Origin of the sequence: Paenibacillus sp. PAMC21692 (assembly GCF_014303795.1) — a bacterium.
Classification (GTDB): Bacteria; Bacillota; Bacilli; order Paenibacillales; family Paenibacillaceae; genus Pristimantibacillus; species Pristimantibacillus agaridevorans.
In genome coordinates, this window is sequence record NZ_CP060293.1 from 5,413,153 (window position 1) to 5,438,882 (window position 25,730).

The 25,730-nt window shown below is 52.7% G+C and carries 26 protein-coding genes; 9 read left to right on the top strand and 17 right to left on the bottom strand.

What is annotated here, in order from left to right:
• Positions 1–81 precede the first annotated feature (81 nt).
• The 6 genes from H7F31_RS21850 to H7F31_RS21875 form a co-directional block, all read right to left on the bottom strand.
• Positions 82–651, bottom strand: a complete 570-nt coding sequence (locus tag H7F31_RS21850; RefSeq protein WP_087569315.1) for an outer spore coat protein CotE — start codon at positions 649–651, stop codon at positions 82–84.
• Positions 652–1,256: 605 nt separating this feature from the next.
• Complete coding sequence (locus H7F31_RS21855; RefSeq protein WP_261800098.1) at positions 1,257–2,270, bottom strand: aromatic acid exporter family protein; 1,014 nt, start codon at positions 2,268–2,270, stop codon at positions 1,257–1,259.
• Positions 2,271–2,284: 14 nt separating this feature from the next.
• Complete coding sequence (locus H7F31_RS21860) at positions 2,285–3,082, bottom strand: ABC transporter permease (protein ID WP_187105474.1); 798 nt, start codon at positions 3,080–3,082, stop codon at positions 2,285–2,287.
• A gap of 127 nt (positions 3,083–3,209) precedes the next feature.
• On the bottom strand, positions 3,210–3,989 hold the full coding sequence (locus H7F31_RS21865) for an ABC transporter ATP-binding protein (RefSeq protein WP_187100526.1): 780 nt from the start codon (positions 3,987–3,989) through the stop codon (positions 3,210–3,212).
• Positions 3,990–4,043: 54 nt separating this feature from the next.
• Entirely contained in the window at positions 4,044–5,054 is a 1,011-nt protein-coding gene (locus tag H7F31_RS21870; RefSeq protein WP_087569317.1) for an ABC transporter substrate-binding protein, read from the bottom strand.
• A gap of 263 nt (positions 5,055–5,317) precedes the next feature.
• Positions 5,318–6,832 carry a carboxypeptidase M32 gene (locus H7F31_RS21875; protein WP_187100527.1) on the bottom strand — a complete coding sequence of 505 codons (1,515 nt, stop codon included), beginning with the start codon at positions 6,830–6,832 and terminating at the stop codon, positions 5,318–5,320.
• Positions 6,833–6,948: 116 nt separating this feature from the next.
• Here H7F31_RS21875 and H7F31_RS21880 point away from each other — a divergent pair, with 116 nt between their 5' ends.
• Together H7F31_RS21880 and H7F31_RS21885 are read left to right on the top strand one after the other, a co-directional pair.
• Positions 6,949–7,272, top strand: a complete 324-nt coding sequence (locus tag H7F31_RS21880; RefSeq protein WP_187100528.1) for an iron-sulfur cluster biosynthesis family protein — start codon at positions 6,949–6,951, stop codon at positions 7,270–7,272.
• A 30-nt stretch (positions 7,273–7,302) separates the two neighbouring features.
• Positions 7,303–7,866 carry a beta-class carbonic anhydrase gene (locus H7F31_RS21885; RefSeq protein ID WP_108996110.1) on the top strand — a complete coding sequence of 188 codons (564 nt, stop codon included), beginning with the start codon at positions 7,303–7,305 and terminating at the stop codon, positions 7,864–7,866.
• Positions 7,867–7,868: 2 nt separating this feature from the next.
• Here H7F31_RS21885 and H7F31_RS21890 read toward each other — a convergent pair whose 3' ends face one another.
• On the bottom strand, positions 7,869–8,390 hold the full coding sequence (locus H7F31_RS21890; RefSeq protein ID WP_187100529.1) for a DUF309 domain-containing protein: 522 nt from the start codon (positions 8,388–8,390) through the stop codon (positions 7,869–7,871).
• A 119-nt stretch (positions 8,391–8,509) separates the two neighbouring features.
• Here H7F31_RS21890 and H7F31_RS21895 point away from each other — a divergent pair, with 119 nt between their 5' ends.
• The 3 genes from H7F31_RS21895 to H7F31_RS21905 all read left to right on the top strand — a co-directional run bounded on the left by H7F31_RS21895 (position 8,510) and on the right by H7F31_RS21905 (position 11,335).
• A complete protein-coding gene (locus H7F31_RS21895) occupies positions 8,510–8,929 on the top strand; it encodes a hypothetical protein (RefSeq protein ID WP_187100530.1) in 420 nt (139 codons plus the stop codon).
• Between the two features lie 2 nt (positions 8,930–8,931).
• Entirely contained in the window at positions 8,932–9,219 is a 288-nt protein-coding gene (locus H7F31_RS21900) for a YxcD family protein (RefSeq protein ID WP_087569323.1), read from the top strand.
• 229 nt (positions 9,220–9,448) lie between these two features.
• Positions 9,449–11,335, top strand: coding sequence for a glycosyl hydrolase family 18 protein (locus tag H7F31_RS21905; RefSeq protein WP_187100531.1), 1,887 nt, complete (start codon positions 9,449–9,451; stop codon positions 11,333–11,335).
• Positions 11,336–11,404: 69 nt separating this feature from the next.
• On the opposite strand, the gene H7F31_RS21910 is transcribed toward H7F31_RS21905, so the two are convergent.
• The gene (locus H7F31_RS21910) at positions 11,405–12,304 is read right to left on the bottom strand and encodes an AraC family transcriptional regulator (protein WP_187100532.1); all 900 of its coding nucleotides are present in this window, start codon (positions 12,302–12,304) and stop codon (positions 11,405–11,407) included.
• A gap of 83 nt (positions 12,305–12,387) precedes the next feature.
• Positions 12,388–12,867 carry a DUF6530 family protein gene (locus tag H7F31_RS21915; RefSeq protein WP_187100533.1) on the bottom strand — a complete coding sequence of 160 codons (480 nt, stop codon included), beginning with the start codon at positions 12,865–12,867 and terminating at the stop codon, positions 12,388–12,390.
• A 192-nt stretch (positions 12,868–13,059) separates the two neighbouring features.
• Here H7F31_RS21915 and H7F31_RS21920 point away from each other — a divergent pair, with 192 nt between their 5' ends.
• On the top strand, positions 13,060–13,374 hold the full coding sequence (locus H7F31_RS21920; protein WP_187100534.1) for an ArsR/SmtB family transcription factor: 315 nt from the start codon (positions 13,060–13,062) through the stop codon (positions 13,372–13,374).
• A 19-nt stretch (positions 13,375–13,393) separates the two neighbouring features.
• A complete protein-coding gene (locus H7F31_RS21925; protein WP_108996115.1) occupies positions 13,394–13,906 on the top strand; it encodes an SRPBCC domain-containing protein in 513 nt (170 codons plus the stop codon).
• An 81-nt stretch (positions 13,907–13,987) separates the two neighbouring features.
• On the opposite strand, the gene H7F31_RS21930 is transcribed toward H7F31_RS21925, so the two are convergent.
• Complete coding sequence (locus H7F31_RS21930; RefSeq protein ID WP_187100535.1) at positions 13,988–14,410, bottom strand: VOC family protein; 423 nt, start codon at positions 14,408–14,410, stop codon at positions 13,988–13,990.
• A 132-nt stretch (positions 14,411–14,542) separates the two neighbouring features.
• On the opposite strand from H7F31_RS21930, the gene H7F31_RS21935 reads away from it, so the two are divergent.
• Positions 14,543–15,796, top strand: a complete 1,254-nt coding sequence (locus H7F31_RS21935; protein WP_187100536.1) for a serine hydrolase domain-containing protein — start codon at positions 14,543–14,545, stop codon at positions 15,794–15,796.
• Between the two features lie 196 nt (positions 15,797–15,992).
• Positions 15,993–16,349: a helix-turn-helix domain-containing protein gene (locus H7F31_RS21940; protein ID WP_087569331.1), complete on the top strand. Its 357-nt coding sequence runs from the start codon at positions 15,993–15,995 to the stop codon at positions 16,347–16,349.
• Position 16,350: 1 nt separating this feature from the next.
• Here the strand turns inward: H7F31_RS21940 and H7F31_RS21945 are convergent, their stop codons facing one another.
• From H7F31_RS21945 to H7F31_RS21975, 7 genes are all read right to left on the bottom strand, one after another.
• On the bottom strand, positions 16,351–17,328 hold the full coding sequence (locus H7F31_RS21945) for a hypothetical protein (protein WP_187100537.1): 978 nt from the start codon (positions 17,326–17,328) through the stop codon (positions 16,351–16,353).
• An 84-nt stretch (positions 17,329–17,412) separates the two neighbouring features.
• On the bottom strand, positions 17,413–19,710 hold the full coding sequence (locus H7F31_RS21950) for a hypothetical protein (RefSeq protein WP_187100538.1): 2,298 nt from the start codon (positions 19,708–19,710) through the stop codon (positions 17,413–17,415).
• Between the two features lie 31 nt (positions 19,711–19,741).
• Positions 19,742–21,082 (bottom strand): UDP-glucose dehydrogenase family protein, encoded by a 1,341-nt coding sequence (locus tag H7F31_RS21955; RefSeq protein ID WP_187100539.1) that lies wholly within the window; start codon positions 21,080–21,082, stop codon positions 19,742–19,744.
• A 14-nt stretch (positions 21,083–21,096) separates the two neighbouring features.
• Positions 21,097–22,485: a sugar phosphate nucleotidyltransferase gene (locus H7F31_RS21960; protein WP_187100540.1), complete on the bottom strand. Its 1,389-nt coding sequence runs from the start codon at positions 22,483–22,485 to the stop codon at positions 21,097–21,099.
• Positions 22,486–22,515: 30 nt separating this feature from the next.
• Positions 22,516–23,463 (bottom strand): polysaccharide pyruvyl transferase family protein, encoded by a 948-nt coding sequence (locus H7F31_RS21965; RefSeq protein WP_187100541.1) that lies wholly within the window; start codon positions 23,461–23,463, stop codon positions 22,516–22,518.
• A 9-nt stretch (positions 23,464–23,472) separates the two neighbouring features.
• On the bottom strand, positions 23,473–24,825 hold the full coding sequence (locus tag H7F31_RS21970; protein ID WP_261800099.1) for an oligosaccharide flippase family protein: 1,353 nt from the start codon (positions 24,823–24,825) through the stop codon (positions 23,473–23,475).
• Between the two features lie 2 nt (positions 24,826–24,827).
• On the bottom strand, positions 24,828–25,730 hold the full coding sequence (locus H7F31_RS21975; protein WP_187100542.1) for a glycosyltransferase: 903 nt from the start codon (positions 25,728–25,730) through the stop codon (positions 24,828–24,830).

A 25,730-nucleotide genomic window follows, 5' to 3' on the forward strand; every position in this document is an offset into this window, starting at 1 on the left:
AAAAATACGAGGGCTCTCGCCCTCGAATTTGCCGAATATCCGGCATATAATGCCTTATCCGCGTCGGAAGCGGATTAAACCTTAAAGCTCGTCGTCCAGTAAATCGGGATCCAGATCCTCGAAGTCGCCATCATCGTCTCCGAGGCTAAAGTCCAGATCCTTGTCGTCATCGTCGCTGCAGCCGCCAGGTACAACCGCTACGCATACTTTCGTCTCGGCAATCATCTCCACCGCGAATTCGCGTTCCACGCGAACGGTAACGCTGGAGCCGTTAGACGAAATATTCGCTTCGATGCAATTAGGCTCTTGCAGCACCTCCGCCGATACTTCCTCCGTCGCGACCCTGTGTTTAGGGTCTACATAAGAAAGAGGCACGTTTTCGACGAATTGTACGGATTCCTTGGCTACGTCAGTTTGCGAGTTTTTGTTATACGAATACCAAATGTTGATATCGTAAGTACCGATGACCTCAATACCGTCGCCCGAACGAACCGCTTCATACTGATGGTTGATGATCCATGCTCCCAGAATGCTGGTCGGATGGTGAGGCGGTGTAACGGTATGGGTTACAGTGGAAAACTTACGACCTTTGCCGCAGACAGCTTTTGTAATGATTTCTCTGCACTGAAGCTGTTTATCTGCAATAGTCATTCAATTAACCTCCTCCATACAATCATTCAATTAAAGTGTATGCAGTTCATAGGCGTTTGTTGATTAAACGAGTCTTAACAGACGAATTTATTTTGTCTGTCTCCCGCCAGGCGCCAATCCCCGCAGGAAACGAGATTAGCCGACCTTCAACCTTTTGTTTGGTTCAAATATATTCGGGGTGCCATGCAATTATGCTTGGCTGCTTTGACAAAGTCATCTGAACAGCCGGCGCTCGCATGCATGGACATAACTAATCGCACGTACATAGATTGATAATCAAAGATTTAAGAATCAAGCATAAGAGTCGATAATGCGGCAAGCCAAAGAAGTAGCATTGAACCATACTTTATGCCTCATTCACTTGCTAAGGCTCCGCTCGACTCTTTTAAGCTTACTTTTATGCTTCATTTACTCGAGCAGCCCCTGCAAACCCAGCCCTCTATACTAAAATAGCACGTCGGTGCCATAACAAAAAAAGCCGCCGGGCCTTTAAGCGGCCCGCAGCCAACCGTATCCAAGCCGTACATCAACGTCTCGGCTTTTTTTGTACTTCTCTCATGCGTTCCACGCAAAACCGCGCAGCTCTGCACACCGCAACTCGCTGCTTATACCGTCTCCAGCTTCGACTCTTCCGCCTCCGCCTTTTTTTTCTTCAGCCGCTTCGCGATAATCAAGTAACGATCCACCTCATGCAGCAGCTTCAGCAAAGATGCGCGGATCTCGAACTCCTCGCGCGTTCGCGGGAGATCCATCTGACGGAACGAGACCGTTAATTCGAAAACGCGCTGCTCCGACTTGCCGAGGTACACTTCCGCCTTTACATACTCGCTGAGTCCTTCCAGAAGCTCTGCAATATGCTCTCCCTGTGGCCACTTCTCATAGATTAGCGCCAGCTCCACCAGCATCTGCTGTATCGTATCGAGCTGCTGCCTTCGCATTTCGAAGTAAGTCGACCAATACGGCGCGTTGGCAATCATCAGACGATTCTCACGATGGCGCACCGCCAACGCTTCGCCGGCTTCGATAGCGCGCTGTGCAGTCAACAGTTGACTGCCATCCCATACATGAGATGGGTTTCTTAAGGTGAGCGACATTTCCCGAAAGATGGCGCTGAAGTTCTCTTCTACCTCGGCGCGCTTCGCGTACAGCTCTTCTTCTTCTTTGGGCATATAGATAAGATTAATAAACGTCGCCCAGCCCAGACCTACAAGCAGCAGCATAATTTCATTGCCGATAATATGGACGTCGACACCTTTGTGATCAAAGAGGTGAAATACGATAACAGAGCTTGTCAGCACGCCTTCCTTCAATTGTACGCGCGCAAGCACGGGAAATGTCGTCAGAATAAAAATCGCGAGCACCCAGTAATGGAAGCCCAGCACCGTGAAGATGAGCGAAGCGAAAAAAAGACCCAGCACCGAAGCCAGAAAACGGTTGAAAGCGCTCCGCAGCCCTTTCTTCCGCGTCACTTCGACGCCGAGTATGGCGAGAATGCCAGCCGACAACGGAGGCTGCAATCCCAAATAATAAGCTGTATAAATAGCCGCGATTGCCGCGACGGCAGTTTTGACAACGCGTATGCCCATGTGAGGTCCCTCAGATCCGATAAGTATGGTCATGTTCCATCACCATCCTACCGTTCCCGCCAGCCCTCAGTCAACCTCCGCTCGAGCGCAGCCACCAACTGGTACATTATAGTCGCGACTACGCCTATGACAACCAGACTCGATAAAACGAGCGTAAAGTTAAACACCTGGAAACCGTAAATAATCTGATAGCCTAGTCCGATCTTGGCAACAAGAAATTCGCCGACAATAACGCCAATCCATGCAAGCCCCACGTTTACCTTCAACGTCGCGATCATAACCGGGAAGGATCCCGGCAAAATGACCATTCGGAATAGCTGAGCTCGCGATGCGCCGAACAATCGGACTACTTTAATATATCCGCTGTCTATCTCCCGGAACCGGTTATAGATGTTAATCGTCGTTATTATGACCGTCACCATTAATGTAATGGCGACTATTGACAGGAGACCTGGCCCTAATGCAACGATAAAGATCGGACCCAAGGCGACCTTGGGCATACTGTTCAGGACGACAAGATAAGGATCCAATACGCGGGATACAAACGGGAACCACCAGAGCAAAGCGGCTAAAGCCGTTCCGAACAAGGTTCCGAGCAGGAAACCTGCTATAGTCTCTCCTACTGTCGCTCCGACATGGGGCCAGAGACTGCCGTCGCTCGCCATCGAGTAGATCAGCTCCATTATTTTGGACGGATAGCTAAATAACAGGGGATCGATCCACTTGCTCCGGCCGGCTATCTCCCACAAACCAAGGGACAACACCAAGATGGCAAGCTGCGTCAATGCAGCAAGACCCCTTACTCGCCGCGTCTTCGCCTTATATCGGCCATATAGACCGTCCATCAGAGCTTGCCGTTCCTCCTGCACCCCCGATATTGCAGCTACTTCACGTGATTCGGTGTCACGAGAGGGATGGAGCTCGCTTAATACACTGTCAGATTTCGACCATTTCTCCGCACCCGGGCTGCGATTATCCATGCTGATCGCCTCCCTTGCCGTCCCCGTCGTTGAACTCCGCCCATAATTGATCGAAGACGCTTTGGAACTGCGCCATTCTGCGTGCTTCTGTCGGCGGAGCCTGCCGTATCGGTTCCGCGATGCTCACTTCCCTCCGGATATGGCCGGGCCCCTTGCCAAGCACGATGACGCGATCGCTCATCGCCGCAGCCTCCGCCAAATCATGCGTCACCAAAACGGCCGTCTTGCCCAGCCTGGCCAGCGTATGCTGCACAAGGTCCTCGAGCTGCAGCTTGATATGGAGGTCTAGAGCCGAAAACGGTTCGTCAAGCAGGAGCACGTCGGGCTCGGTAACCAGCGTGCGGGCAAGAGCAACCCTCTGGCGCATGCCGCCGGACAGTTCATGGGGATACCGCCCTCCGTTTCCTTCCAATCCAAGCTCGCCCAGCCAGTGGTCCACGGCTGCCATCGTCTTTTCGTTTCGCCTTCCGGCGATCTCGAGTCCGATTGCCGCATTATCCCGTATCGTCCGCCACGGGAACAGGAAATCTTGTTGAAGCATGTAACCCACGGCGGGGGACGGTCCTTGTACGGACCTTCCGCCTACCGTGACGCTGCCGAGTGTAGGCGGGAACAATCCCGCCAGCAGGCTCAGCAGAGTCGTTTTCCCGCAGCCGCTAGGACCGACAAGACTGACAAATTCACCCGGGGCGATGTCCAGATGGATATTTTCCAATGCGAGCGAAGCGCCTTTATCGTTGACATACACATGTGACACATCTTTCAGCGACATAACAGGCTCGTTTATGGTCTTCGCCTCCTTCGCTTTAGAATCCGGACAGATCGCTTACTTTCCTCCGGCAACGGCAGTTTCGGCAAAGCTGGTATTGACTAGCGTCCCGTGCTCCGTTCGCTGCTGCAGCTCCCCGGCCGACGTAATAACGTCCAGCAAGTTGTTCCACTCCGCTTCATCCACAATGGGATCGACGGAGAAGGAGCCCTGCACCTTGTAACGTTCGATCGAACTGGTCAAAATATCCAGCTCTACGTTCTCGAAGTACGGTTTCACCGTCTCGGCAATTGTTGCCGCGTCGTTGTCCTGTACCCACTGCTGCGCCTTATAGACAGCGTTGGTGAAAGCCTGCACATGAGCTTTGTTTTTGTCGATAAAGCTGTTTTTCGCCATAAAGACCGTATAAGGCAATTCGCCGCTCTCGGTGCCGAAGGAAGCGACGACGTAACCCTGTCCCTCCTTCTCAAAGATCGATGCGGTAGGTTCGAACAGCTGGACATAGTCACCCGTTCCCGATGCGAAGGCAGGCGCGATGTTTGCAAAATCGACGTTCTGGATCATCTCCATGTCCGCATGGGGATCGATGCCATGTTTTTTCATTGCGAATTCGCCGGCCATCTGAGGCATTCCGCCTTTTCTTTGCCCAAGGAAAGTTGTTCCCTTTAGTACACTCCAATCAAAGTTTTCGACTTTTTCCCTGCCTACGAGAAACGTACCGTCCGTCTGTGTAAGCTGAGCGAAGTTAATAACGGGATCATCTGCGCCTTGCTGATAGACGTAGATTGAGGTTTCCGATCCCACCAGCGCGACATCAATGACGCCCGATAGCAGGGCAGTCATCGTTTTGTCGCCGCCCGGCGTCGTGGTCAATTCGATCTCAAGCCCTTCTTCGGCAAAAAAACCTTTTTCGATTGCCACATATTGCGGCGCATAAAACAATGAGCGCGTAACTTCTCCGATGCGGACCAGCTTCTTGCCCTCCGATTCCTTCCCGCAGCCCGCCAGCGCCGTTGCCGCCACGAGCACCGCAACGAGAAACACGGATGCGAGCCTTCCTTTCTTCATGCTACATTCCTCCCGCCTATAGGCATAATGTGATGTACACCAGCCTATGCGTTTCCCGCCCAGACGGTGATTAACGCAAGAAAAGGCTCTAGGCTTGCTGCCTAAAACCTTGCATTTGACCAAAAAAATGGCGGCTCCGGGAGTAAACTCCTGGCGCTGCCATTTCGTTTTTTTGACGATGTATTTTTTCATCCGTTGAGCTGTATTTTAAAGTGAGTAACCTGCTTGTGAATCAGCCTCTTTGGTTCTTCGGACGCCAAGCTTTACAGCTTGTAAATATCGGTATATTTTTTCATCAAGTATTGGACGAGATATTGCGGATTTAGCGATTCGCCGGTCACGTTTTTAATCAGCTCCGATGGCGTGCGGAGCTTGCCGTATTGATAGATTCTCTCCGTAAGCCAGTCCTTGATGGGATGCAACTCTCCAGCCCCGACTTTGGTCCACATTTCCGGTATCTCGCGCTCCATCGCAACCGCGAATTGGGCCGCATACATGTTGCCAAGCGAATAAGAAGGAAAGTATCCGAACGCGCCGCCGGACCAATGGACGTCCTGCATGACTCCATCCGCGTAAGAGGCAGGCTCTACGCCGAGATATTCCTTGTACTTCGCGTTCCACAGCTCCGGCAGTTCCGCCGCCTTCGCGCCTTCATTAAAAATCAGCTTCTCCATCTCGTAACGAATGATGATATGAAGATTGTAAGTCAGCTCATCGGCCTCGATCCGGATCAGGGATGGAGCTACGGTATTGTTGCCCCGGTAAAATCCATCGACGGATACGTCGAGCTGACCGGGAAAACGTGCTTGAAGCTCGCCGAAGTACCGATCCCAGAACGGGCGGCTCCGGCCGATGACATTTTCCCAGAAGCGGGATTGCGACTCGTGGATGCCCATCGATGTACCTGTGCACAGTGGCGTTCCGACGAGAGAACGGCTAATGTTCTGCTCGTAGAGCGCATGCCCGCCCTCGTGGATCGTCCCGAATAGAGCGCTAGTGACGTCATCCTCCAGATAACGAGTCGTGATGCGAACATCTCCGGGGTTTAGGCCGGTAGCAAATGGATGTGCGCTTTCATCCAATCGGCCTGCGTCGAAATCGTAGCCCATTTGCTTCAGAATGTAGAGGCTGAAATCCTTCTGCGCAGCCTTATCGTACTTCTGCCTAAGGAACGATGTATCCGGCTGATGGGGCGACGCCGCTATATTTGCCGATAAAGAGACCAACTCGGAACGCAAGCCGCCGAATACGCCATCCAGCTCTTTAACCGTCATCCCCGGCTCGTATTGATCGAGCAATGTATCATAGCGGGTCTCCTTGGCCCCCCATAAATCGATAAATTGATTCGTATATTGAATAACTTTCTCCAAATAAGGCTGAAAGCCGGCATAATCATTTTCCGCCTTTGCTTCCTCCCACTTCGACTCCGACTGCGAAGCCAGAACGACGTACTCCTCGTAGAGCTTGGGCGGAATCTTGACGCTGCGATCGTATTCCTTGCGCGTCTCGTCGACGAGCTTGCGGTCAATTTCGGACAACGACTCGTATGCGTCGACTTCCTCCAGCCGGGACAACCATTCGCCGAGCTCGGGCGATGTCGACAGTTTAAACATGTCGCCGGACAGTGCGCCGATGGCCTCGGACCGGGTATCCATTCCTTTGCGCGGCGCGCCTGTGCGCAGATCCCAGTAGAGTACGCCAAGCGCTTCGTTGTAGCTGGAAATCTTATGTAGGGTTTCTCTGAACTTGCCAAGTGTATCCTTTTGTTGATCGCTCATCGCGGATAACCGCCTTCCTTAGTCTTGTCATTGGAGTTTGATCTCCTTATAATCATCTTAAACCTGCAAGACCGGTGACCGCAACATCCAGAACCGACGGAAGGAGCAATATCATTATGTTTATTACATTCTCGGCTTCCGCCGCAAGAAAGCTGGAGCCCTATCTTGCGGACGGTTCCGCCAAGCTAAAGCTGCTGCACGATACGGACCGCGGCTGCGGAATGAGCGGAGTTCCCACCTTGCGCCTGATTGGCGAGCCGACCGGCAACGATCGTCAAGCTTCGGGAGACCCTTTCCCGTTCTATTACGAGCCGTGGCAAGAGGTGTTTTACGAGGACAATCTCAGAGTCGATTACAACGAAACCGAAGGCAGCTTCAGCCTTCGCGGCGACAGCCAAATCTATACATCGCATCTCCGGTTTATCGACCGGGATATGTAGTCTTAATTCCAATTTTGGGGGGCATTATTTTTGAGCAGAATCGACGATATTATGGACTTTAATTCCGCCTTCGTAACGACCAAGCAATATGAGCAATACGCGACCAGCAAATTTCCCGACAAGCGGATGGTCATTTTGACTTGCATGGATACACGGCTGACGGAGCTGCTGCCCAAATCCATGAACTTGAAAAACGGCGACGCCAAAATCATCAAGACGGCCGGAGGCATCATCACGCAGCCGTTCGGCAGCATCATGAGAAGCGTACTCGTTGCGTTATACGAGCTTCAAGCGGACGAGGTATTCGTCGTCGGTCATCATAACTGCGGGATGACGGGCCTTAATCCGGAACTCATCGTCGAACATATGATAGAACGAGGCGTACCGGAAGCAACGATCGAAATTCTGAAAAATTCCGGCGTCAATCTGATGCGCTGGCTGACGGGCTTCGATAATGTGCGGGACAGCGTTGTGAACAGCGTAAACATTATCCGCAATCATCCTTTGCTCCCTGCCGACATTCTCGTACATGGGCTCATTATCGATCCCGATACGGGCGAGCTGGAGCTCGTGGCCAAAGCCGGCGAGGCATAGTCTCACTCTTTCCGTGCACGAAGAGCTTCGCGCCTTGCGGCTATGACACCGCTTCGGTCCCGAAGCTTATGCCGATGGATAATGCTTTCATCTACCATGGTACTTTCCGTACCCCAGATTACGCCGAGTCTCGCGCATTCCTCTAGGCATAACGATTTCAATTTCTCATCTTGGACAACCAGGTTGATATCGCGGTAACCCTCTGCGTTCTCCGCTCCCGCAGCATCGGCTCGTTCCTCAAGCTTGCGGAGCAAGTCCGCCCGTGCCAGTCCGGCAGCTTCCACATCGACGCGCTCCAGCTTGCTAAGCGATTTTCTGTACAAGCTGCCCGCTCCGCGGAAGTTGCCTCTTCGTTCGTGATATTGGCCGACTGCCAATTGGATAAGTCCTACCCACAAGTCGGCTAGGCCGTCTCCCGGATGTTCCTTCCAATACTCTTCCAGCAGCTCATGGCATTCGAAATAATCCCTTGTTGCATGAAAATGGACCAAGTAGGCAATATAAGATACAGGATAAGGACGCACGTTCGCGAACCTCCCTTCGAAATGTACAAAAATATTAAAAAAAATTGAAACCCTCGTCCATCGTAACCGTATTCCATGATGATATCAATCTATGCGATGCAGAAAGGACAGAAAGACACATGAAAAAGGGATTTATCGTTATGATCGCTTTTACCTTGATTTTCGCGTTCGGTTTTGGACAAGTTGCCGATGCGAAACGAGGCGGATTCAAATCTCCAAAACAAAGCGTCACTCAGCCTAAGGACAGCGCAACTCAATCGAATCCGGGAACAAAAACCGGCGCGGCTGCAGGTACGGCCGGCACAGCCGCTAAGGGCGGATTGTTCGGCGGCAGCGGCTTGATGAAAGGTTTGATGATCGGCGGTTTGGCCGGCATGCTGTTCGGCGGAATGTTCGGAAGCATGGGTGCTTTCGGCGAAATCTTCGGATTGTTGATCAATCTGCTCGCGATCTTCGCGATCATCATGTTGATCCGCGTCGCATTTGTTTATCTTAAGAGCAAGAAAAAGAATGACCCGGATCCGCGGAGACCTTACTAATCGTGAGAATCTTGACAAACGAGATTATTAACGCGGTTTGTTATCATACTGCTCAGCGTCGCGGCTTGCAGCCTACCGACGTAGAAGTGCAGTTGTCGTGGGATGAGGAATACGGTTATACGGCAGAGATGTGGGTACAAGGCCGCAGCCAATATTTGATTGAAGCCAACCTGCTTGAAGCTATTGAACAATATGTATATTCGCAATACAATATTCGCGCATTCCGCTCCGACATCCAGCTTGGGCTGGACGAAGAGGCTGGCGAATTTTTCGCGGATATAGCCAGCTAATCCGAATTCATATTAGCTGTTGCAACCGGAAACGGCCTCCTCGGAGGCCGTTTTTCTCGTCTTCCTGTCACGCTCCTCCTTTTTCGCGATGCGAGCATTTCGCTCTTCCACAATTTTCAATCCAATTGCCGTGCAACTCCTCTCCCCCCCTTGCGTCTAATCTAGTAGATTGCAATGAGGAGAGTGATAGAATCTGTGGAAGAAACTTAGTCTGCTCGCAGTAACGCTGATGGCTGCCTCGACATTCCTGTCTCCCGCAGCGCCGACAGCCGATGCAGCGACGGCAAGCAAGACAACCATGTACCGCGTATATCAGAATGACAAGGCGCTCAAGGAATTCGCGACGGAAGCGCAAGCGCTTTATTATGCGAAGCATTACAGCTACAGTCACGTTGAGAAAATCGCGGATCGCAAATGGATCTGGGACAACTTCCCGCATTATAAGGTGTACCAAAACGGCAATTCCACGTCCAAGATGGAATTCCAGACGTACAACGAAGCGCTCGCCTATGCCAAGACGCTTAGCAACGCAAGCATACGCGATCTGGAGAACGTTGGCTGGATGTACGACTCCTATCCAAACTATCGGCTGTATCAAGGAGACAACACTTTGCCAGCCTGGAGCTTCCGCACATTGGAGGACGCCAAAAAAGAAGCCGCCAAATGGGGAAACGCCCATATTATCGATCTTGAAAACGGCAAGTGGGTTTGGGATAACTTAACTGCGGCGCAAGTCGAAGCTCAGAGCGCTGCTCCTGCATCTTACGAGATCGTCGTCGACGACCAGGCAGTCACGGGAGAGAAACGTTATTCGTTCCTTAAGAACGCAATCGTTGCAGCAGAGAAACATCCAGGCAGCAAGATCGTTAATGCCGCTGCCGGTAAAACCGTCCAATCGAACGAACTTACATACGAGCTCAGGCAAAGCGGACGCCTCGTTAAGACGTATTTGGGACTCAGAGATGCTGTCAAAGCCGGTACATGGCTGGCCAACGCCGAAGTGATCCGAGACGGCTCCGTTCTATGGTCCAGCAAACCTTATCTCGAGGTCTATCAAGGCGACAAGAAGATTAACGCTTACCATAAGCTGAGCTCGGCGCTTTATTACGCCAAACATTACGCGAACAGCTCCATCCGGACATTGGATGGACGCGTCCTGTGGAGCAACGTCAAAAATCTTCAAGTACTCGGCTGGAACGGCAGCAGCGCCGTCTCGACGATTATGAGCCATGTCTCGAACACGCAAGGATTGGACTTCGATTCTCCGACCTGGTTCGAGCTTGCCTCGGCGGACGGAACGATGTCGGATGCTTCCGATGCTTCCGTCGTGAAGACGCTCAAGGATCGCGGCATCAAGGTGACGCCTCTCGTACACAACGGCTTTAACCGCAAGCTGACATCCGAGTTTCTGAAAAGCAGCTCAGCTCAATCCAAATTCATCACTTCGCTCGTAAATCGGTTGTCCGCGCTTGGCGTATACGGCGTTAATCTCGATTTCGAAGAGGTGGCGGGGGCCGATCGCGCGTTGTACACGGCATTCGTCAAGAAGCTGACCGATGCCGCCCATGCCAAAAGTTTGAAGGTATCGATCGATCTCCCGCGAGGAGACGTGAGTTGGAATCACTTAACGGCATACGATCATGCCGCGCTTGCCGGCATCGTCGATATGATTATGATCATGGCCTACGACGAACACTGGAAGGGCAGCACGGAGCCGGGCTCCGTCGCAGGACTCAAGTGGGTGGAAGATGGCGTCAAGCAGTTCCTCGATTACGGCGTGCCAAGAAGCAAGCTGATGTTAGGCATTCCGTTCTACGTTCGCGAATGGCGGGTTGACGGAACCGGCAAGCTCGTCGATAATCGCGCCATCTTTATGAAGGAGCTGCCGAAGCTGATTGCCGAGACAAAAGCGACCGGCGTCTTCGATGCCAAGTCGGGACAAAACAAATATACGTACACTAAAGACGGCTACACGCATGTATTTTGGGCGGAGACGCATGATACCGTTTTAAAGCGCATCGAGATCGCCAAAAAATACGATTTGGCCGGCGTAGCCGCTTGGAGACTCGGCTACGAAGACGCCGAGCTGTGGACGAAAATCCTGCAATCGAAATAATAATCATATTTATACAACGACAAGGGCAGAACCGGCATTTCATGCGGGTTCTGCCCTTACCTTTTTCACTTAATCACTTAAAAACTGCCTGTCCTGCTGCTTCTTCTTCACGGGTATCCATATTTCGCTTCTGTACGTCTCGGACGACGTATCCTTCCCTTCATTCCAGAGCATCTCGGGACCGGGCGCGACCTCATAATCCGATGACGGAAACCATTCCGAATAAATTCGTCCCCAGATTTTCTGCAACGTCTCCGGGAAAGGACCCACGGACTCGAATACGGCCCAATGGGATGGTCCAACCTCTAGAACGGCAAGCTCTCCCGTCACCGGCTCCTTTGTAGCCGCTCCGATATAATGGTCCAGCTCCCCCTGTTCTTGCATGCGTCCTTCGTCAAAGTTGACGGAAGCGCTGATGATGCCTCGCGGCTCCATATTCGATAATCCTTTGATCGTTCCGATCAACTCCGGCGTCAGCTGCTTCCACATCTCGGCAATTTCCGGATTGACCCCGTTAAATACAATTGGCACTCGCTTGCGCAATCCTGCGATACGAAATGCTTCTTTCTCCACCAAACGGTATTGCATGGCATCTCCTCCTTGAATGGTCAGTTGAAACGACATTCGCGGGAAAGCTTTGAGCGTTGGGCTCCCGGCTCTTACATCCGAAGGATTTAAGCCATGAAGCTGCTGGAACGCTCTGGTAAACGCATCCGGTGATTGATACCCGTACTTGATGGCAACATCGATAATTCGCGTCGCCCCGGCGCTTAGCTCCTGTGCAGCCAGCGTTAAACGTCTTCGACGGATATATTCCGCGAGCGTGGTTCCCGACAAGAGAGAGAACATACGCATAAAGTGGTATTCGGAGCACCTGGCCCGTTTAGCCGCTTCCTTCATATCGATCTCATCCGTAAGCCTCTCTTCCAAGTACTGGATCGCATCATTCCATGGACCCAATCCGTTCATCCTCATCCCTCCCGCACATTTAGATTAACAGACCAGGAGAATCGACTTCCGACTTTGCTTGCCCGATGGTGTCGGATCAGCTCTTAGTAACCCATCTCCTTTAAAATTCGGGACAATGTGCGCAGCCGCTCGCCATACAATTCGCCATCGTCGCTCAGCGCCTGGCTAAACAACATGATATCCTCATTAATTCTCTCGTTGTCCGTGCAAACGGAGACCGTCATGGCATCTCCCTGCAATCCCACACGATCGATTACCGGGTTTTCCGTATCGTATAGCTCCTTATACCGGTACGCTTCGCGGAAGTGAACCATGCCGGTGCAAACAAGAATGGCCAGATCCAGCACGCGATGCAGCGGGAGCTCCTCGGATTGTCTGGACCACTTTCCTCCCGTATGTCTCCATACTTTAGCGGATATATCGACCTTTCCCCTGTCATTCCATTGCGCCAGCCCTAGCGACAAACCTTTGGCGTCCGAGTCGCTGGCATATCGGCCATCCACCTGATCGTAATTTTCCGAAACAATGACGGGTTTATGTTTTAACGTTGTTGGAATCTGCATAGTGGAATTCTCCTTTACCGTAAGGGATTTATTTTAGTAATTTACTAATTTACTGTACATGACATTAATCATACTCTACGAATTCAAGATCGTCAAAATTATTTTAAATATTCCTTGACGAGAATATTCTCGATCTGGTATATTCGAAATGTAACAACGGCAGGTCACTGAAAAGCGAAAGGATGGCGGCATATGGATATCGCAACCTTAAGCGCGCTCGCTGAGCCGAACCGGTTGCGCATCGTAGAGCTGCTTGCTTATGGGCCTCTGACCGTGGGAGAGATCGCGGAGCGGCTCCGGATTCGCCAACCGCAGGTTTCCAAACATCTTCGCGTATTGCTTGAGGCCGGACTCGTCGACGTTCAACCCGATGCGAACCGACGCCACTACAGGCTGCGATTCGACCCGCTCCAGCAGATGGATCATTGGCTGGGCCACTATCGCAAGTTGTGGAGCGAGCGTTATGACAACCTAGACGAATACTTAAAGAAGTTGCAAGACCATTAACTATTAGGAGGAATTATCAATGACGCAAGCTATGATGGTAAAAGCAGAAGGCAACGTATTAACTTTGGAGCGCGTATTTAACGCCCCTCCCTCCCTGGTTTTTCAGGCATTTTCGCAAGCCGAGCATCTGAAGCACTGGTGGGGCCCGCGCGGCTGGGCCATTACTCATTGCACTGTCGATTTCCGTCCAGGCGGCTCATGGCATTATTGCATGACTTGCCAGGACAAGGAACAAGGAGATTTCTACGGTATGGAATCGTGGGGAAAAAGCCTTTATAAAGAAATCGTGGAAAATGAGAAGATTGTGTACACCGATTACTTCTCCGACAAAGACGGCAATCTATCCGAAGAGATGCCGGCTACGGATGCGACGCTTCTATTCGAAAGTTATGAAGGCAAAACGAAACTAATTAACATTAGTATTTATGATACGGCGGAATCGCTGAAAACGGTTCTGGACATGGGCATGGAGCAAGGCGTCACGGAAACTTGGGATCGTCTGGACGAGCGGTTGGCAGAAATCCAAAAATAAATCGTTGCAATTACAATAGAGCCGGACAAGAAATCTTGTCCGGCTCTATTGCTGATTCAACATTCAAAGTGAACTAAAACTTTAAAATTCGTTCATGCCGAGGTTAAACTGCCATTGTACGCCGAACTTGTCCGTAAGACTGCCATAAAGCGGAGCCCAAAACGTTTCTTGCAGCTCCATTATGACGTTGCCGCCTTCTTGCAGCCGATTAAACGCGGATTGAAGCACTTCCCGATCCTCCGTAACGACAGAAAGCGAGAAGTTGTTGCCCATCGTAAACGGCATGCCGGGAAATACATCCGAAAACATGACAATGCTCCCCAGTATTTCCAACCGGGAATGCATGACCATGTTTTTCGCTACTTCTGGAAGCGGATGGTTCGGGTCGGCAGGCACTTCGCCGAAGGTCATGATTTTGGGAACTGCTTGTCCAAAGACCTCTGCGTAGAATTCGATGGCTTCGCGCGTGTTGCCATTGAAGTTCAAATAAACATTAATCGGCATCGTCGTCTCTCCTTTTTTGTCCTGATTCGAGACCAGTATAGCATGTTCGAGCAAATGAATGCCAGAACGTGTATGATAAGAAAAAGCAGCTAAATTGGACTTTTTGAACAACATCTTTAAGGAGGAGATATCATGACAACCGCAACCGGACAAGCTTTGCGACAATACATGGATCATTACATGGCCAAATGGCCGTTCAGCGGCACGATCCTCGTGGCGCGGAAAGGTGAAATATTGTTTCGCGAGGCCTATGGGCACGCTAACCTGGAGCACTACGTACCTAATCGGACGGATACGAAGTTCGGCGTCTGGTCCGTAACGAAATCTTTCACCGCGCTCGCAACGGCTATGCTTGCCGAAGAAGGACGGCTACATTTCGATGACTTGCTAAGTCGATTTGTTCCGGAGATGCAAGCCGCTCCTCCGATTACAATTCGTCAAGCTATAAACCACGTCTCCGGACTTCCTAATTTCACAGGTATTCCGGCATACAATGAAGGGCTTAACAAAAAACATGTTTCCCGAGAAGAGACATTGCGCCTGTTGCTGAGCCAGCCTATGGAATTTGCGCCTGGAGAGCGGTTTGCTTACAACAATTCGGGCTACTATTTACTTGGGCTCGTTATCGAAGCCGCTAGCGGAATGACGTTCGGCCAATTTATCTCGACCCGTATCTTGCAGCCGCTTGGACTCGGGAATTCGGGAGTAAATGATGGCAGAAGGCTCATACCAGGTCTTGCCTCCCCCTACCACGCTTCCGGCAATGGACCCATACCTGCGGAATTCGTGGAGATGGGGACGGTCTTCTCTGCGGGCGGGATGTATTCTACGATTGACGATTTGTACGCATGGGCGCAATCCTTCGACTCTGCGAAACTCGTGAGTCGATCTACACTGGAGCAAGCCTTTTATAGGGAAGGAGCAGTATACGGGCTCGGCTGGTTTATTGACGAGAAACATGATCGAAAACGAATTTACCACGGAGGAGCCTACCGCGGCTTCCGCTCCGAGCTTCACCGCTTTCCGGATGACGAAACGACCGTTATCGTGCTCACGAATTACGATTATGTACCGGCGACTAAGCTTGCAGATGCCTTGTCCTCGCTTGTTTTCGGCAAGGAAACAATCGTTCCCGAATTCCCCGCGCCTTACGCGTTGACGCAGGAACAATTCTCAGCTTATATCGGCGTCTACGAGGGTTTCGGCTGCAAATCGGTTGTTGGTCGGGATGAGGACGGTATGTTCTTTCAATGGAACGACAGAGAAATTCACCGCATATACCCGATATCCGAGGAGCGGTTTCATCATAACTGGATCCAGTGGGAATATGTTTTCAAACGCAATGACACGGGGGAGCTGTCTTTCCTGGGCATGAAACGAAAGTAACGCGCGGTCCTCTATTCGCGCTTGCCAATAAGCTTGAGCCGGTCTTTACATGGAATAAAAGCCGCTATGGATTATAATTGGGTTTACTTGTACATGCAATTGGAAATCATGTTATAATTATGTTTGCATTGTCTAGGAGAATACTACCATAATAGAAGGACAAGATATCGAAGATGAGTCTTGAGGGGGAGATGCCATGTTTGGTCAACGACTGAAGCAGCTGAGGAAAAAAAGGAAATTGACCATGCAGGAAGTCGCGGATTATGTAGGTGTCGCCAAAAGCACCTATGCGGGATACGAGTCCGGTTATAGACAACCCACAATTGAGTCCATCCAAACGATATCCCGGAAACTGCGCACATCGGCCGACTATTTGTTAGGCCTTACGGATTACGCGGAGCTGCCTGCAGAGATTAATCACAATGCCAAGGAATATTTGAATATTGGCAAGCTCCATTGGGACGGGGTTCCCTTGGAGAAGGGCGATCTGGAGCTGATCCGCAGCTTGATGGAGCGGGTTCTTCGCGATCGGTCCCTCCCCGAGGAAGATTGACTTACATGCCGAGCATCTGCTGCAGCTTCAATTCTGCTTCTGCCCGCAGTTGTTCCATAACTTCATCGTATGTTTTCCCCCACTCGGCTATTTTTTCGGCAGACACGCCGTCTTGGCCAGCCTTTGCCGCAACCTCGTTAAATTGCGTTTCGCAAACTACGCTTGCCGCTTCCAGACTAGCGGCTGCTTCGGCTCCAATGCGCTGAAGCGCCACTAGATCTGTCGCTTCCACGTTCTCTACTTGAGTCTCCGTCTCCTTAAGCACCGACTTCACATCCATAATGCAGCCTGCCTGAAGACCTAGCAATTCCAGCTCATATTGGTGTTCCAGCCCGTTATCGGATTCTTCGGGCGTAGGTGCAGTGGTAGGAGACGGCACTGGCGAGGCGGCCGGTTTCTCCGTAGACGCGGGAGTCGAACTCGGCTTGTCCGTAACGATCGGTCCGAGTCCAGGTTTTTGTGTCGGCTTGGTTGGCGGAGCAGGAGTGGGTGTTACAGTCGGCTTCGCCGTTGTACCGCCGGAATGTTGCTCCGCATCATCGTCGCTGCCATTCGTGGTCGGCTCCGTTCCCGTAGTCGGCAGCGAAACATCGTCATCGTTGCCTTCTGCCTCTTGCTCGGAACTTGGAAGGTTCGGCCAGCCTTCCTCCAAGCCAAGAAGTCCTCCCGGGGAATTCTTCAATTCCTCTAGCAGACCTCCAGCCTCTCCGCCCCCTCCTTTTCCTTCCTGATCCTCCGGCACTGCGCCTTGCTCTCCTTCTTGCGGCTGCTCCTGACCTGCGTCCAAGTCCAACATGATAACAGGCAGATCATTTTCATTGTTCCCTTGCGCGACTGCCGTGCCGCCCGATTGATCCTGCCAATACAGTGCGCCCCAAGCGAGCAATAAAATGACCGTCAGCGTGGCAAGCGCCATAACGGCAATATTGGGCTTACGGATTCGTCTTATTCTTTTTCCGAACCTGTTCCTCTTTAACATCGCTTGCATTCACCGCCTTCGGAAATCCATAAAGAATGACGTTCCGGCGAAGCCGCTTGCAGCGGTTCGCCGGTCATCCAGCTTCTAAAATTCTAGAAGCGACTTTATGATTTTTGTTATCGTGGCATTGACCTTGGTTTTGATTTGAGCCAATGCTTCTTCCTTCTGCTGCGCACCCGCATTCAGCTTAAGAAGTTCTCTTGCGGCATGATTGCCTTCGCGTGCCGTATCCAGCAACAAGCTCACTTTCTGAATATCGGTCTTGGAAGATGCAAGCCTTCCTTCGATCTTGGCCAACTTTCCATCCAACTCTTGAATCAATGCCGCGATTTTCTGAGCCGTCTCGTCCTCCTCTTGTTCGTTGACCAGCGTCACTTCCTGCTGGAATACGACCTTGCCTCCTTTGCCGCTCGGATTCGAAACAGCGGCTTGAATGAGCGCCGTCGCAGATGCCGTCCCCTTCGGAATCGTCACTCTGCCGTTTGAGCCCACCGACACCTCTTTGTCACCCGATACCTTGCTCCACTGCAACGCATTATCCGGAAGCTCGATGCCTTGGAAAGACAACGAATACTGATGCTGTCTGCCGTAATCCGTCACCTTGACGGCCGCCTCGGCCTCCGAGCGGATATACGCAATCGCCATGGCCAGCGCCGCTTCATCGTCATGCTTGAATTTGGATTGGAAGCTCTTGGCCGTTTGCCGCATATCGACAGGTCGGACGCCAAGATCGGCAAGAGCCTCGGCTAGCGGATACTCCTCTGCTTCTTCCATTATTCCTGCAAGCGAGTCCGCGACAAGCGCGCTCAGCTTATTCTTATTGCGCAGTAAAAGGGCAAGCTCGGATGGTTTCATTTTGGATACATGCTCCAGTATTTCGCCTTCCAATCCGCCGCGTTCTTCCCCATCGCCGAACAACAGGATAAGGAAGTCGTCCATCGTTACGTTCGGAACGCCTCCCGCCGCCGCGAGAGTCTTTAAGGCTGCGCGGAATTCTGGATTGCTGCGGATTTCCTCAAGATCGGAAGCTTTGGGATCGTAACGGAACGAACCGACGGCGACAAGAATATCGAACAGATCCCTTTTTAGCTTCGCTTCGTCAACCGTATTCGGCAAATTCGGTTTTACCCTTTTCCATAGCGAATCCAGTAGCTTGCCGTCTTTTGAGAAAGTAAGCTTTGTCCATTCATCCCTGAAGCTGCGAACCGCGTTTACGTCAGCGGGATCACCTGCAAGCAGGGCATCTCTGAGCTTATTCATCCGTTCAAGGAAAGCCTCGACCGGGAACGCTTCGCCTTCCTCGCCATCGTCGACTGCCTTCAAGGTGACCTCCTGTTCGAATATAACTTTCGGGGATCCGCCATACGGGTTCTGAAGACTTGCCCGAATGACAGCCGAAGCTTTTTCGGCACTGGACGGAATCGTCACCACGCCTTTAGAGCTGACGGTGACAATAGAATCGCCGGATACTTTCGACCATACGAGCGCAATTTGCGGTACGGTTACACCTGCGACATGCAGCGTATACCGATGTTCACGCCCATCGGCGCTCACTGCCGCTACAGCCTCGGAAGCCGTTTGGAGGTAAGCAACCGTCATCGCGCGAATGGCCGGAACGTCTTTCTGAAGCTTGACCTGGAAGTTCAGCACAAGCGATCTAATATCTTTAGCCGTAACGCCGAGTCCTTTCAGTATGTCGACAAACGCATAGTCACCCTTCTTGGCAAGCAGCTTATCCGTTGCTTGCAGCAGTACATTGGTAATCCCTTCGTCGCTTCCGAGCAAACCGAGCAATTCCATGGATGACATCCCCGCAAGCTCCGATGCGATCGTTCCTTCTACGCCCTTTCTTCCCGCACCGTCACCGAATAGGAAGACCAAGAAATCGTCCATCACAATATCGGGATTTCCTCCGGCCGCCGCAATCGTCTTTAAGGCCGCCCGGAATTCCGGATTCGTGCGGATTTCCTCCAAATCCGACGCTTCAGGGTCGTAGCGGAAGGAACCGACGGCTTTTACAATTCGGAACAGCGTACGTTTTAGCTCCGATTCGTCGACGTGATCCGGAAGCTTCGTCGATATTTTGTTCCAAACGGGATCCAGCAGCTTGAGATTGGCATCCACATCCAGAGCGGCTATCTCGTCTCGCAGATTTCTGACATCCTGCACATCGACGGGATCTCCTGCGGCGAGCGCCTTATGAAGCTCGTTCATTCTCTCCAGAAACACTCGAGATGGGAGCTTTGCCCCCGAATCGCCTGCGGCGCTCGCGTACTCGGGGCCGCCAGACAGCCCTCCCATGCCAGACGGCAATCCGGTTAAAGACGTACCCAACAAGGCTGCCGCAAGCATGGAAGCCGTCAAACTTTTTTTCATCCTCATCATCCGTTCTCCTCTCCATGTGTATGATTATTTAAAATTGCAGCGCGGGCATAGGCTGCTTCACGCCCTTGTTTAAGCTCGGACGGCCGACCGAATAATAAACGAAACCGGTGCCGAGCAATTCCTTCTCCTGAAACACGTTGCGTCCATCAATTAGGACGGGCCGGGCCATTGCGGCTTGAAGACGGCTTAAGTCGACTCCGGCAAATTCGGGCCAATCGGTAAGCAGACATAACGCGTCCGTCCCCTGCGCAGCTTCCATGGCGTCTCCGCACCAGGTTACGCCTTCTCTGCCCAGCAACGTTCGGAAGTTGTCCAAGGCGACGGGGTCATAGGCCCGCACCTTCGCGCCCGCATCCAGAAGACGCCCAATGATCTCTAGCGCCGGCGTATCCCTTACGTCATCGGTATTGGGCTTAAACGCAAGCCCCCATACCGCAACGTTCAACCCTTCAAGCTCTCCGCCGAAGATGGCGTTAAGCTTGCGAATGACGCTGAATCGCTGATCCTGGTTCACCTCGACGACGGATCGAAGCAGCTTGAATTCGTAATTCACATGCCCGGCAATTTGTATGAGAGCGTTCGTATCCTTCGGAAAGCAGGAACCTCCGTAGCCGATGCCCGCTTGCAGAAACGAGGGGCCGATCCTTCTGTCGCAGCCCATCCCCTCCGCCACCTGGGAAACATCTGCGCCAACCTTCTCGCAAATATTAGCAATTTCGTTAATAAACGAAATTTTTGTTGCCAGAAAGGCATTGGAGGCATATTTGATCATCTCCGCGCTTCGTATGTCCGTCACGATGATTCGATCGGTAAGCGGCTTGTGCAGCCCGATCATCTTGCTCGCCGCCTCATCGGAATCCGCGCCAATGATGATACGATCCGGATGAAGCGTATCGTGGATCGCGGACCCTTCTCGCAGAAATTCGGGCAAGGAAATGCTGTCGAAAGCAACTGCCGACCGGGATCGCATCAAACTTGCCAGCCGTTCATTCGTGCCGACGGGTACGGTGCTTTTGACCGCTATGATTTTGCGGTCGTTCATTGCCTCCGCTACTTCCAACGCCGCATGATCGATATAAGCCAGGTTGGCTTCGCCGCTTGGCAAAGGCGGCGTGCCCACGGCCAGAATAATCAGCTCCGACCGACGGACGGCATCCGGCAAATCCGTGCCGAACGATAATGATCCCGCCTGACGCACCTCGGCTATCAGCTCCCTCAGACCTGGCTCGTAAATGGGGACGCCTCCCTCGTTAAGAATCCGGATCTTGCCAGGATCCTTGTCGACGCACATCACGTCATGTCCCAGCTTCGCGTAGCATACGCCCGATACGAGACCTACATATCCGGTACCGACTACCGTGATTCTCATTCGTATATCCCCTTTCAGTGAGGAGTGCGAGCTCCGCATATGGTAACGATCTCTTCCCAGTCATACGCCAATCTGACAATGTCTTCCTCCACCAGCTCGCTGCCCGTCTGGACTTCGATGATCTCCATTTCCGTCCGCGCGCGAAGACTGTGTCTGCAGCCCTGCTTGATCGTCAGCACATCGCCCGAGCGTACCTGAAAAACTTGCCCGTTCATCGCCATATCGCCTTCGCCGGCGATCACTGTCCACACCTCGCTGCGAAGCTCATGATATTGGTAGCTTAAATTATGATCCGGCGATATGCAGAGCCGTTTGGTCAGCACCTCGCTGCCGTCCGGATATTTTAAATAATCGAGCACTCTGTAGCGCCCCCATCTCCGTTCTTCGTACATGGGCCGTTGAGTAGAATGTTTCATAATCTCTTTGATCATCGGGCTTGAAGGTTTATCCGATACGAGAATGCCGTCCGGGCTCGCGGCCACCACGACGTTGGACAAACCCAGCAGCGTAATGGGAATGTCCAGCTCGTTGATGACATGCGTGCCGCTGGAATTGCCCGCTATAATGCCTTTTCCGATGATAGAAGCATTCATCTCCTCCGTAAGCGTGTTCCATGTCCCGAGATCCTTCCACTCGCCGTCGTACGGGAGCGCGACGATATGATTCGAACGCTCCACAATCTCGTAATCGAAGCTGATCTTGGGCAGCTTGCCGTATTGCTTCTGCATCTCGTCGTATTGGATGGGGTAGCCGCACGCGATGAGCACATTAATGAGATAATCCAGCTTAAATGCGAACACTCCGCAGTTCCAAAGCGCATCTCTGCCGATTAGCTCGGCCGCTTCCGATTCCGTCGGTTTTTCTTTAAAGCTGCCGACATGGATATAGCCTCCGGCGTCCGGTTCTCGGCCAGGCCCGGCTGGTACGATATAGCCGTATTTTTCGGAAGGATAGGTTGGTTTGACGCCCATCAGCGCCAGATTGGCTCCGGACTCGTTCAACACTTTCTCAAGCTCCTTGCTAACTTCGAAGAAAGACTCCTCCACATACGGATCGACCGGCATGACCACGATCGTCTCGTCCATACTGACTCCTTGCACCGAATAGAGATACGTAGCGGCAAGCGCGATGGCGGGGAAAGTATCTCTTCGCTCGGGCTCGACAACCAGCTCGATCTCGCTGCCCAATTGACTCTGAATCATTTCCACCTGGGATTTGCTGGTTGCGATATAAGCATGCTCCCGCATGCCGGCGCGTTCGATCTGCCCCCATACCCGCTTCACCATGGATTCCAACATACCGTCAGCGCCTGGGAGTACCTTTAGAAATTGTTTGGATCTGGAATCATTAGACAAAGGCCAAAGCCGTTTGCCGGAACCACCGGACAATAATAAAATTTTCATTCTGGCCACGCTCCCTTTTGCTGGATTCGATCATGCTTGTCCATGCAGTCGAGCCGTCTGCACGGCGCTTGTCCATGTGTGAAAATAACCCGAATTTTTGCCGTAAGAATTATCCAGCAGCGTGTTGGGCTTGTCCATCAGGCACGATAGTATATGGCCGTGTAGCCGGGAGGTCTGGACGGAACGGTATTCGCTAAACCTGCGTATAGCCTTGTCTACCAGGTAATCGCTGTATTTGTTCCATATCGTGCCCATCGGGAGGATGCCGCTTCGCCGCCGCATCGCGCTTCCGATCATGCTGATCGACTTCCGCTCGACGCGGTTGTAGAGCGAATTCCAGTCCAGATAATCACCATCGCGCGCGGACTCCAGCTGTTCCTGCCCGCTCGCCTTCTCGATGTCCGTGCGCAGAAACCGGAGAAGCTCCTTGGCCGGAGTTGCCTTGGAGGCAATCGGCCATAGCTGATGCGCCATATCCGGCGCCAACTGAACGGAGCAGCGCACGAACTTCTTTGACGCAGCATCATGGGACTGCGGGTCGCGGACGAAGAGATGCAAATCGGGATGCCGATTAAAGATCTCCGCCGTACGGTCGAACTCGGACTCGTTCCGGTAGTAAACCGTCTGAGGCAGGATCACCACTCGATTGCCGGTGTACTCCGATACGATCCTCTCGCGGAGCTGCTGATGCACGGGGTACAAATCCCCGAAGTTGCCGCCGCCTTGAAGGACGATAATATGTTCCGGCGGCATGCTCAGCCGATCAGGGAAATCCAGGACGCTGTACCGGGCGTAAACACGAATGCCATAGTCCTTAAAGAAAGCCTCAGTCCCTTTCATGATGAGCAGATCGCCGCCGTTGTTGTACACCGGGTAATCCACGTATTGAACCGTAGAACCCGGCGGTATGACTTTCAGGATCGGTTTGAGCCGACGTTTGAGCTCGTCCATGGGATGGGTGGCATGAACCGTCAACATGATCTTCATTCACTCCTTACGTTTCATTTTTGCCGTAATGGCTTCCGTGAGAAAACGGAAATCTTCCCGTTGGAAGAGTAAAGCTCCAAGCTTGACGCGAAAAACGAGCCGCATCGACAGGAGCGTTACCGCAAGCCTGACCCAGGCGCCGATCAGCAAGGCGGCTGCGATGCCGTTAAGCCCAAATGTCGGGACAAGCGCGAAAAACAGTCCGACCGTCACAGCCAGCGCGATCATTTGCCGGATGAGCACAAGTCCCGGTCTGCCCATCGCGTTAAAGGCGGACGCCAATATCCATGCTCCGCCGCCAACGATGCACTCCGCGGATAAAATATAGAAGGCCGTGCTTGCATCCAGAAACGGCTCTCCGAACAACATACCCATCAGCGTTCGGCCGATTAGCATGCAGGGCACGGCGACAAGCGTCATCAACAGCATGGTCAGCCTGAAAGCGCGTCCGACGGTTGAAATAATGATCCCGTTGTCCTGCCCCGTAACCTTGGGGAACACGACGCTTGTAATTGCGGTCTGCACAACGTTGAACACGCGGGACAACGCGTATACGACAGTGTAGAGCCCAAGCTCTCTGGCCGACAGCATCGACAGAATAACCAGCTTGTCGAATTGGGCGTACACGGTTCCCAGCAGCTCCACCCCAAACACCTTGCTGCCGTAACCCAGCAACGCTTTGGCCGCCATTCGGTCCCGCAGTCCCCTCAGCCAGCCGACCACAAGATTTTCGCGGAGCTTGTAAGCGGCCGCCGCTGCAACGGCTACCGTCGTTAATAGGAATACGGCGGCCGCGGATGTCAACGACAGGTTGCCCGCAGCCCAGAGAGCGAGCAGTCCGGCGAGATTGAGGAGCGGCACGTATAGCCGCACGCCGTTGTACACTTGAAATCGCCCCATGCTCTGGGCAAGCGCGGAGAGCAGGTTGATGGCGAGCAGAACGGGCAGCATGCCGGCGGCGTACCATCTGGCGGCAGCCACCACCGGCTCGGGATATCCGGCAAGCCAGGCCGGCATAAAGATCCACGCGATGCCGCCAGTCACCGCCGCGACGGGCAGCTGAAACAGGAATCCCGTTCGGATCAGCTGCGATTCCTTCCCGGGATGCCGCTTGACGTTGTAGATAAGCGAAGTCGGGAGACCGAAGGACACGATGCCCGCGAGCAGCGTCGGCCATAACAGGATGGCCGAAAACTCTCCTTTGCCGACGACTCCGAACATGCGAGCCGTTGCGATTGATGTCAGCGTGCTAAGCGCCATCACGAGAAGATTCGTCGCGCTTGTGCGAAAGATCGTTCCGGCAAGCCCGCTTCCTTTCCAAACTTTACGAATGGCCAATTGCGAAATCGTCATTGTCAGCTCCTGCCGCCGCCGTAGCGAAGGATGCCGATCAGCGATCCGTTGCGGTAACAAATATGGACCAGCTGCCTGATAAACGCTTTGGGGCGGAAGACGGCCGGCAGCATGGAAACGACGGCCTGCAGCAGTCTGACGATGTGTTTCGCGACGGCGAATACGCTCCTGTCCTCTCGCCTGACGGCATCGCTTACGCCTTGCCAGAACATGCGCTTTAGGAACCACTTCCTGGTGGCGCGTTCCTTAGAGATTTTATGCCGGACGCCGCCATCCGGCGTATAATAAACTTTGTGGCTCCGCCTCAGCCGTCCAATAAGCTCGCTCTCTTCGCTGGATAACAGCTTGCCGCCTCTTCTGCCGAGATCTTCCCGGAAATGGCCGATATCGAGAAAAAGCTCCCGCCGGAACGCGACATTCGCGCCATAGGGAATCGAAGGAGCCTCCATCTCCGTGACCGTTGAAGCGAAATCCAGAATGGTGAATACCGAACGATGTTCCTCCGGTATCCAATCGGGTTCGGCGCTTTCCCAGACGGGGTCAATCCGCCCCCCGACGCAGCCGATGGCGGCATCGCTCTCGAATACGTCCACAATCGCCTCCATCCATCCCGGCATGGCCAACGCGTCGTCATCCAGAAAGAGGATGTATTTTCCCTTAGCCTCCCGAATGGCCCGATTGCGCGCAACCGATAGTCCAAGCTCCCCTTCGAATACATACCTCAGCCTCTCGCCGTATCGTTCTTGCAGAGCTTTCATGACAGCAGCCGTATCGTCGGTCGACCGATTGTCCACGACGATCACTTCATAATCGTCAGGATCCGCCAAGCCGGACATGACGCTCTCCACCGCTTCCCTGGTATCTTTGGATCTGTTATGCGTACAGATCGCGACCGTTGCCTTCAT

Coding starts and splice junctions, on each gene's coding strand:
- H7F31_RS21975 (WP_187100542.1), bottom strand. CDS start 25,730: ATGAAGGCAACGGTCGCGATCTGTACGCATAACAGATCCAAAGATACC.
- H7F31_RS21880 (WP_187100528.1), top strand. CDS start 6,949: ATGTTTATTACATTCTCGGCTTCCGCCGCAAGAAAGCTGGAGCCCTAT.
- H7F31_RS21865 (WP_187100526.1), bottom strand. CDS start 3,989: ATGTCGCTGAAAGATGTGTCACATGTGTATGTCAACGATAAAGGCGCT.
- H7F31_RS21970 (WP_261800099.1), bottom strand. CDS start 24,825: ATGACGATTTCGCAATTGGCCATTCGTAAAGTTTGGAAAGGAAGCGGG.
- H7F31_RS21850 (WP_087569315.1), bottom strand. CDS start 651: ATGACTATTGCAGATAAACAGCTTCAGTGCAGAGAAATCATTACAAAA.
- H7F31_RS21950 (WP_187100538.1), bottom strand. CDS start 19,710: ATGAGGATGAAAAAAAGTTTGACGGCTTCCATGCTTGCGGCAGCCTTG.
- H7F31_RS21945 (WP_187100537.1), bottom strand. CDS start 17,328: ATGTTAAAGAGGAACAGGTTCGGAAAAAGAATAAGACGAATCCGTAAG.
- H7F31_RS21925 (WP_108996115.1), top strand. CDS start 13,394: ATGACGCAAGCTATGATGGTAAAAGCAGAAGGCAACGTATTAACTTTG.
- H7F31_RS21955 (WP_187100539.1), bottom strand. CDS start 21,082: ATGAGAATCACGGTAGTCGGTACCGGATATGTAGGTCTCGTATCGGGC.
- H7F31_RS21870 (WP_087569317.1), bottom strand. CDS start 5,054: ATGAAGAAAGGAAGGCTCGCATCCGTGTTTCTCGTTGCGGTGCTCGTG.
- H7F31_RS21860 (WP_187105474.1), bottom strand. CDS start 3,082: ATGGACGGTCTATATGGCCGATATAAGGCGAAGACGCGGCGAGTAAGG.
- H7F31_RS21920 (WP_187100534.1), top strand. CDS start 13,060: ATGGATATCGCAACCTTAAGCGCGCTCGCTGAGCCGAACCGGTTGCGC.
- H7F31_RS21915 (WP_187100533.1), bottom strand. CDS start 12,867: ATGCAGATTCCAACAACGTTAAAACATAAACCCGTCATTGTTTCGGAA.
- H7F31_RS21935 (WP_187100536.1), top strand. CDS start 14,543: ATGACAACCGCAACCGGACAAGCTTTGCGACAATACATGGATCATTAC.
- H7F31_RS21910 (WP_187100532.1), bottom strand. CDS start 12,304: ATGAACGGATTGGGTCCATGGAATGATGCGATCCAGTACTTGGAAGAG.
- H7F31_RS21940 (WP_087569331.1), top strand. CDS start 15,993: ATGTTTGGTCAACGACTGAAGCAGCTGAGGAAAAAAAGGAAATTGACC.
- H7F31_RS21960 (WP_187100540.1), bottom strand. CDS start 22,485: ATGAAAATTTTATTATTGTCCGGTGGTTCCGGCAAACGGCTTTGGCCT.
- H7F31_RS21965 (WP_187100541.1), bottom strand. CDS start 23,463: ATGTTGACGGTTCATGCCACCCATCCCATGGACGAGCTCAAACGTCGG.
- H7F31_RS21905 (WP_187100531.1), top strand. CDS start 9,449: ATGGCTGCCTCGACATTCCTGTCTCCCGCAGCGCCGACAGCCGATGCA.
- H7F31_RS21875 (WP_187100527.1), bottom strand. CDS start 6,832: ATGAGCGATCAACAAAAGGATACACTTGGCAAGTTCAGAGAAACCCTA.
- H7F31_RS21855 (WP_261800098.1), bottom strand. CDS start 2,270: ATGACCATACTTATCGGATCTGAGGGACCTCACATGGGCATACGCGTT.
- H7F31_RS21930 (WP_187100535.1), bottom strand. CDS start 14,410: ATGCCGATTAATGTTTATTTGAACTTCAATGGCAACACGCGCGAAGCC.
- H7F31_RS21895 (WP_187100530.1), top strand. CDS start 8,510: ATGAAAAAGGGATTTATCGTTATGATCGCTTTTACCTTGATTTTCGCG.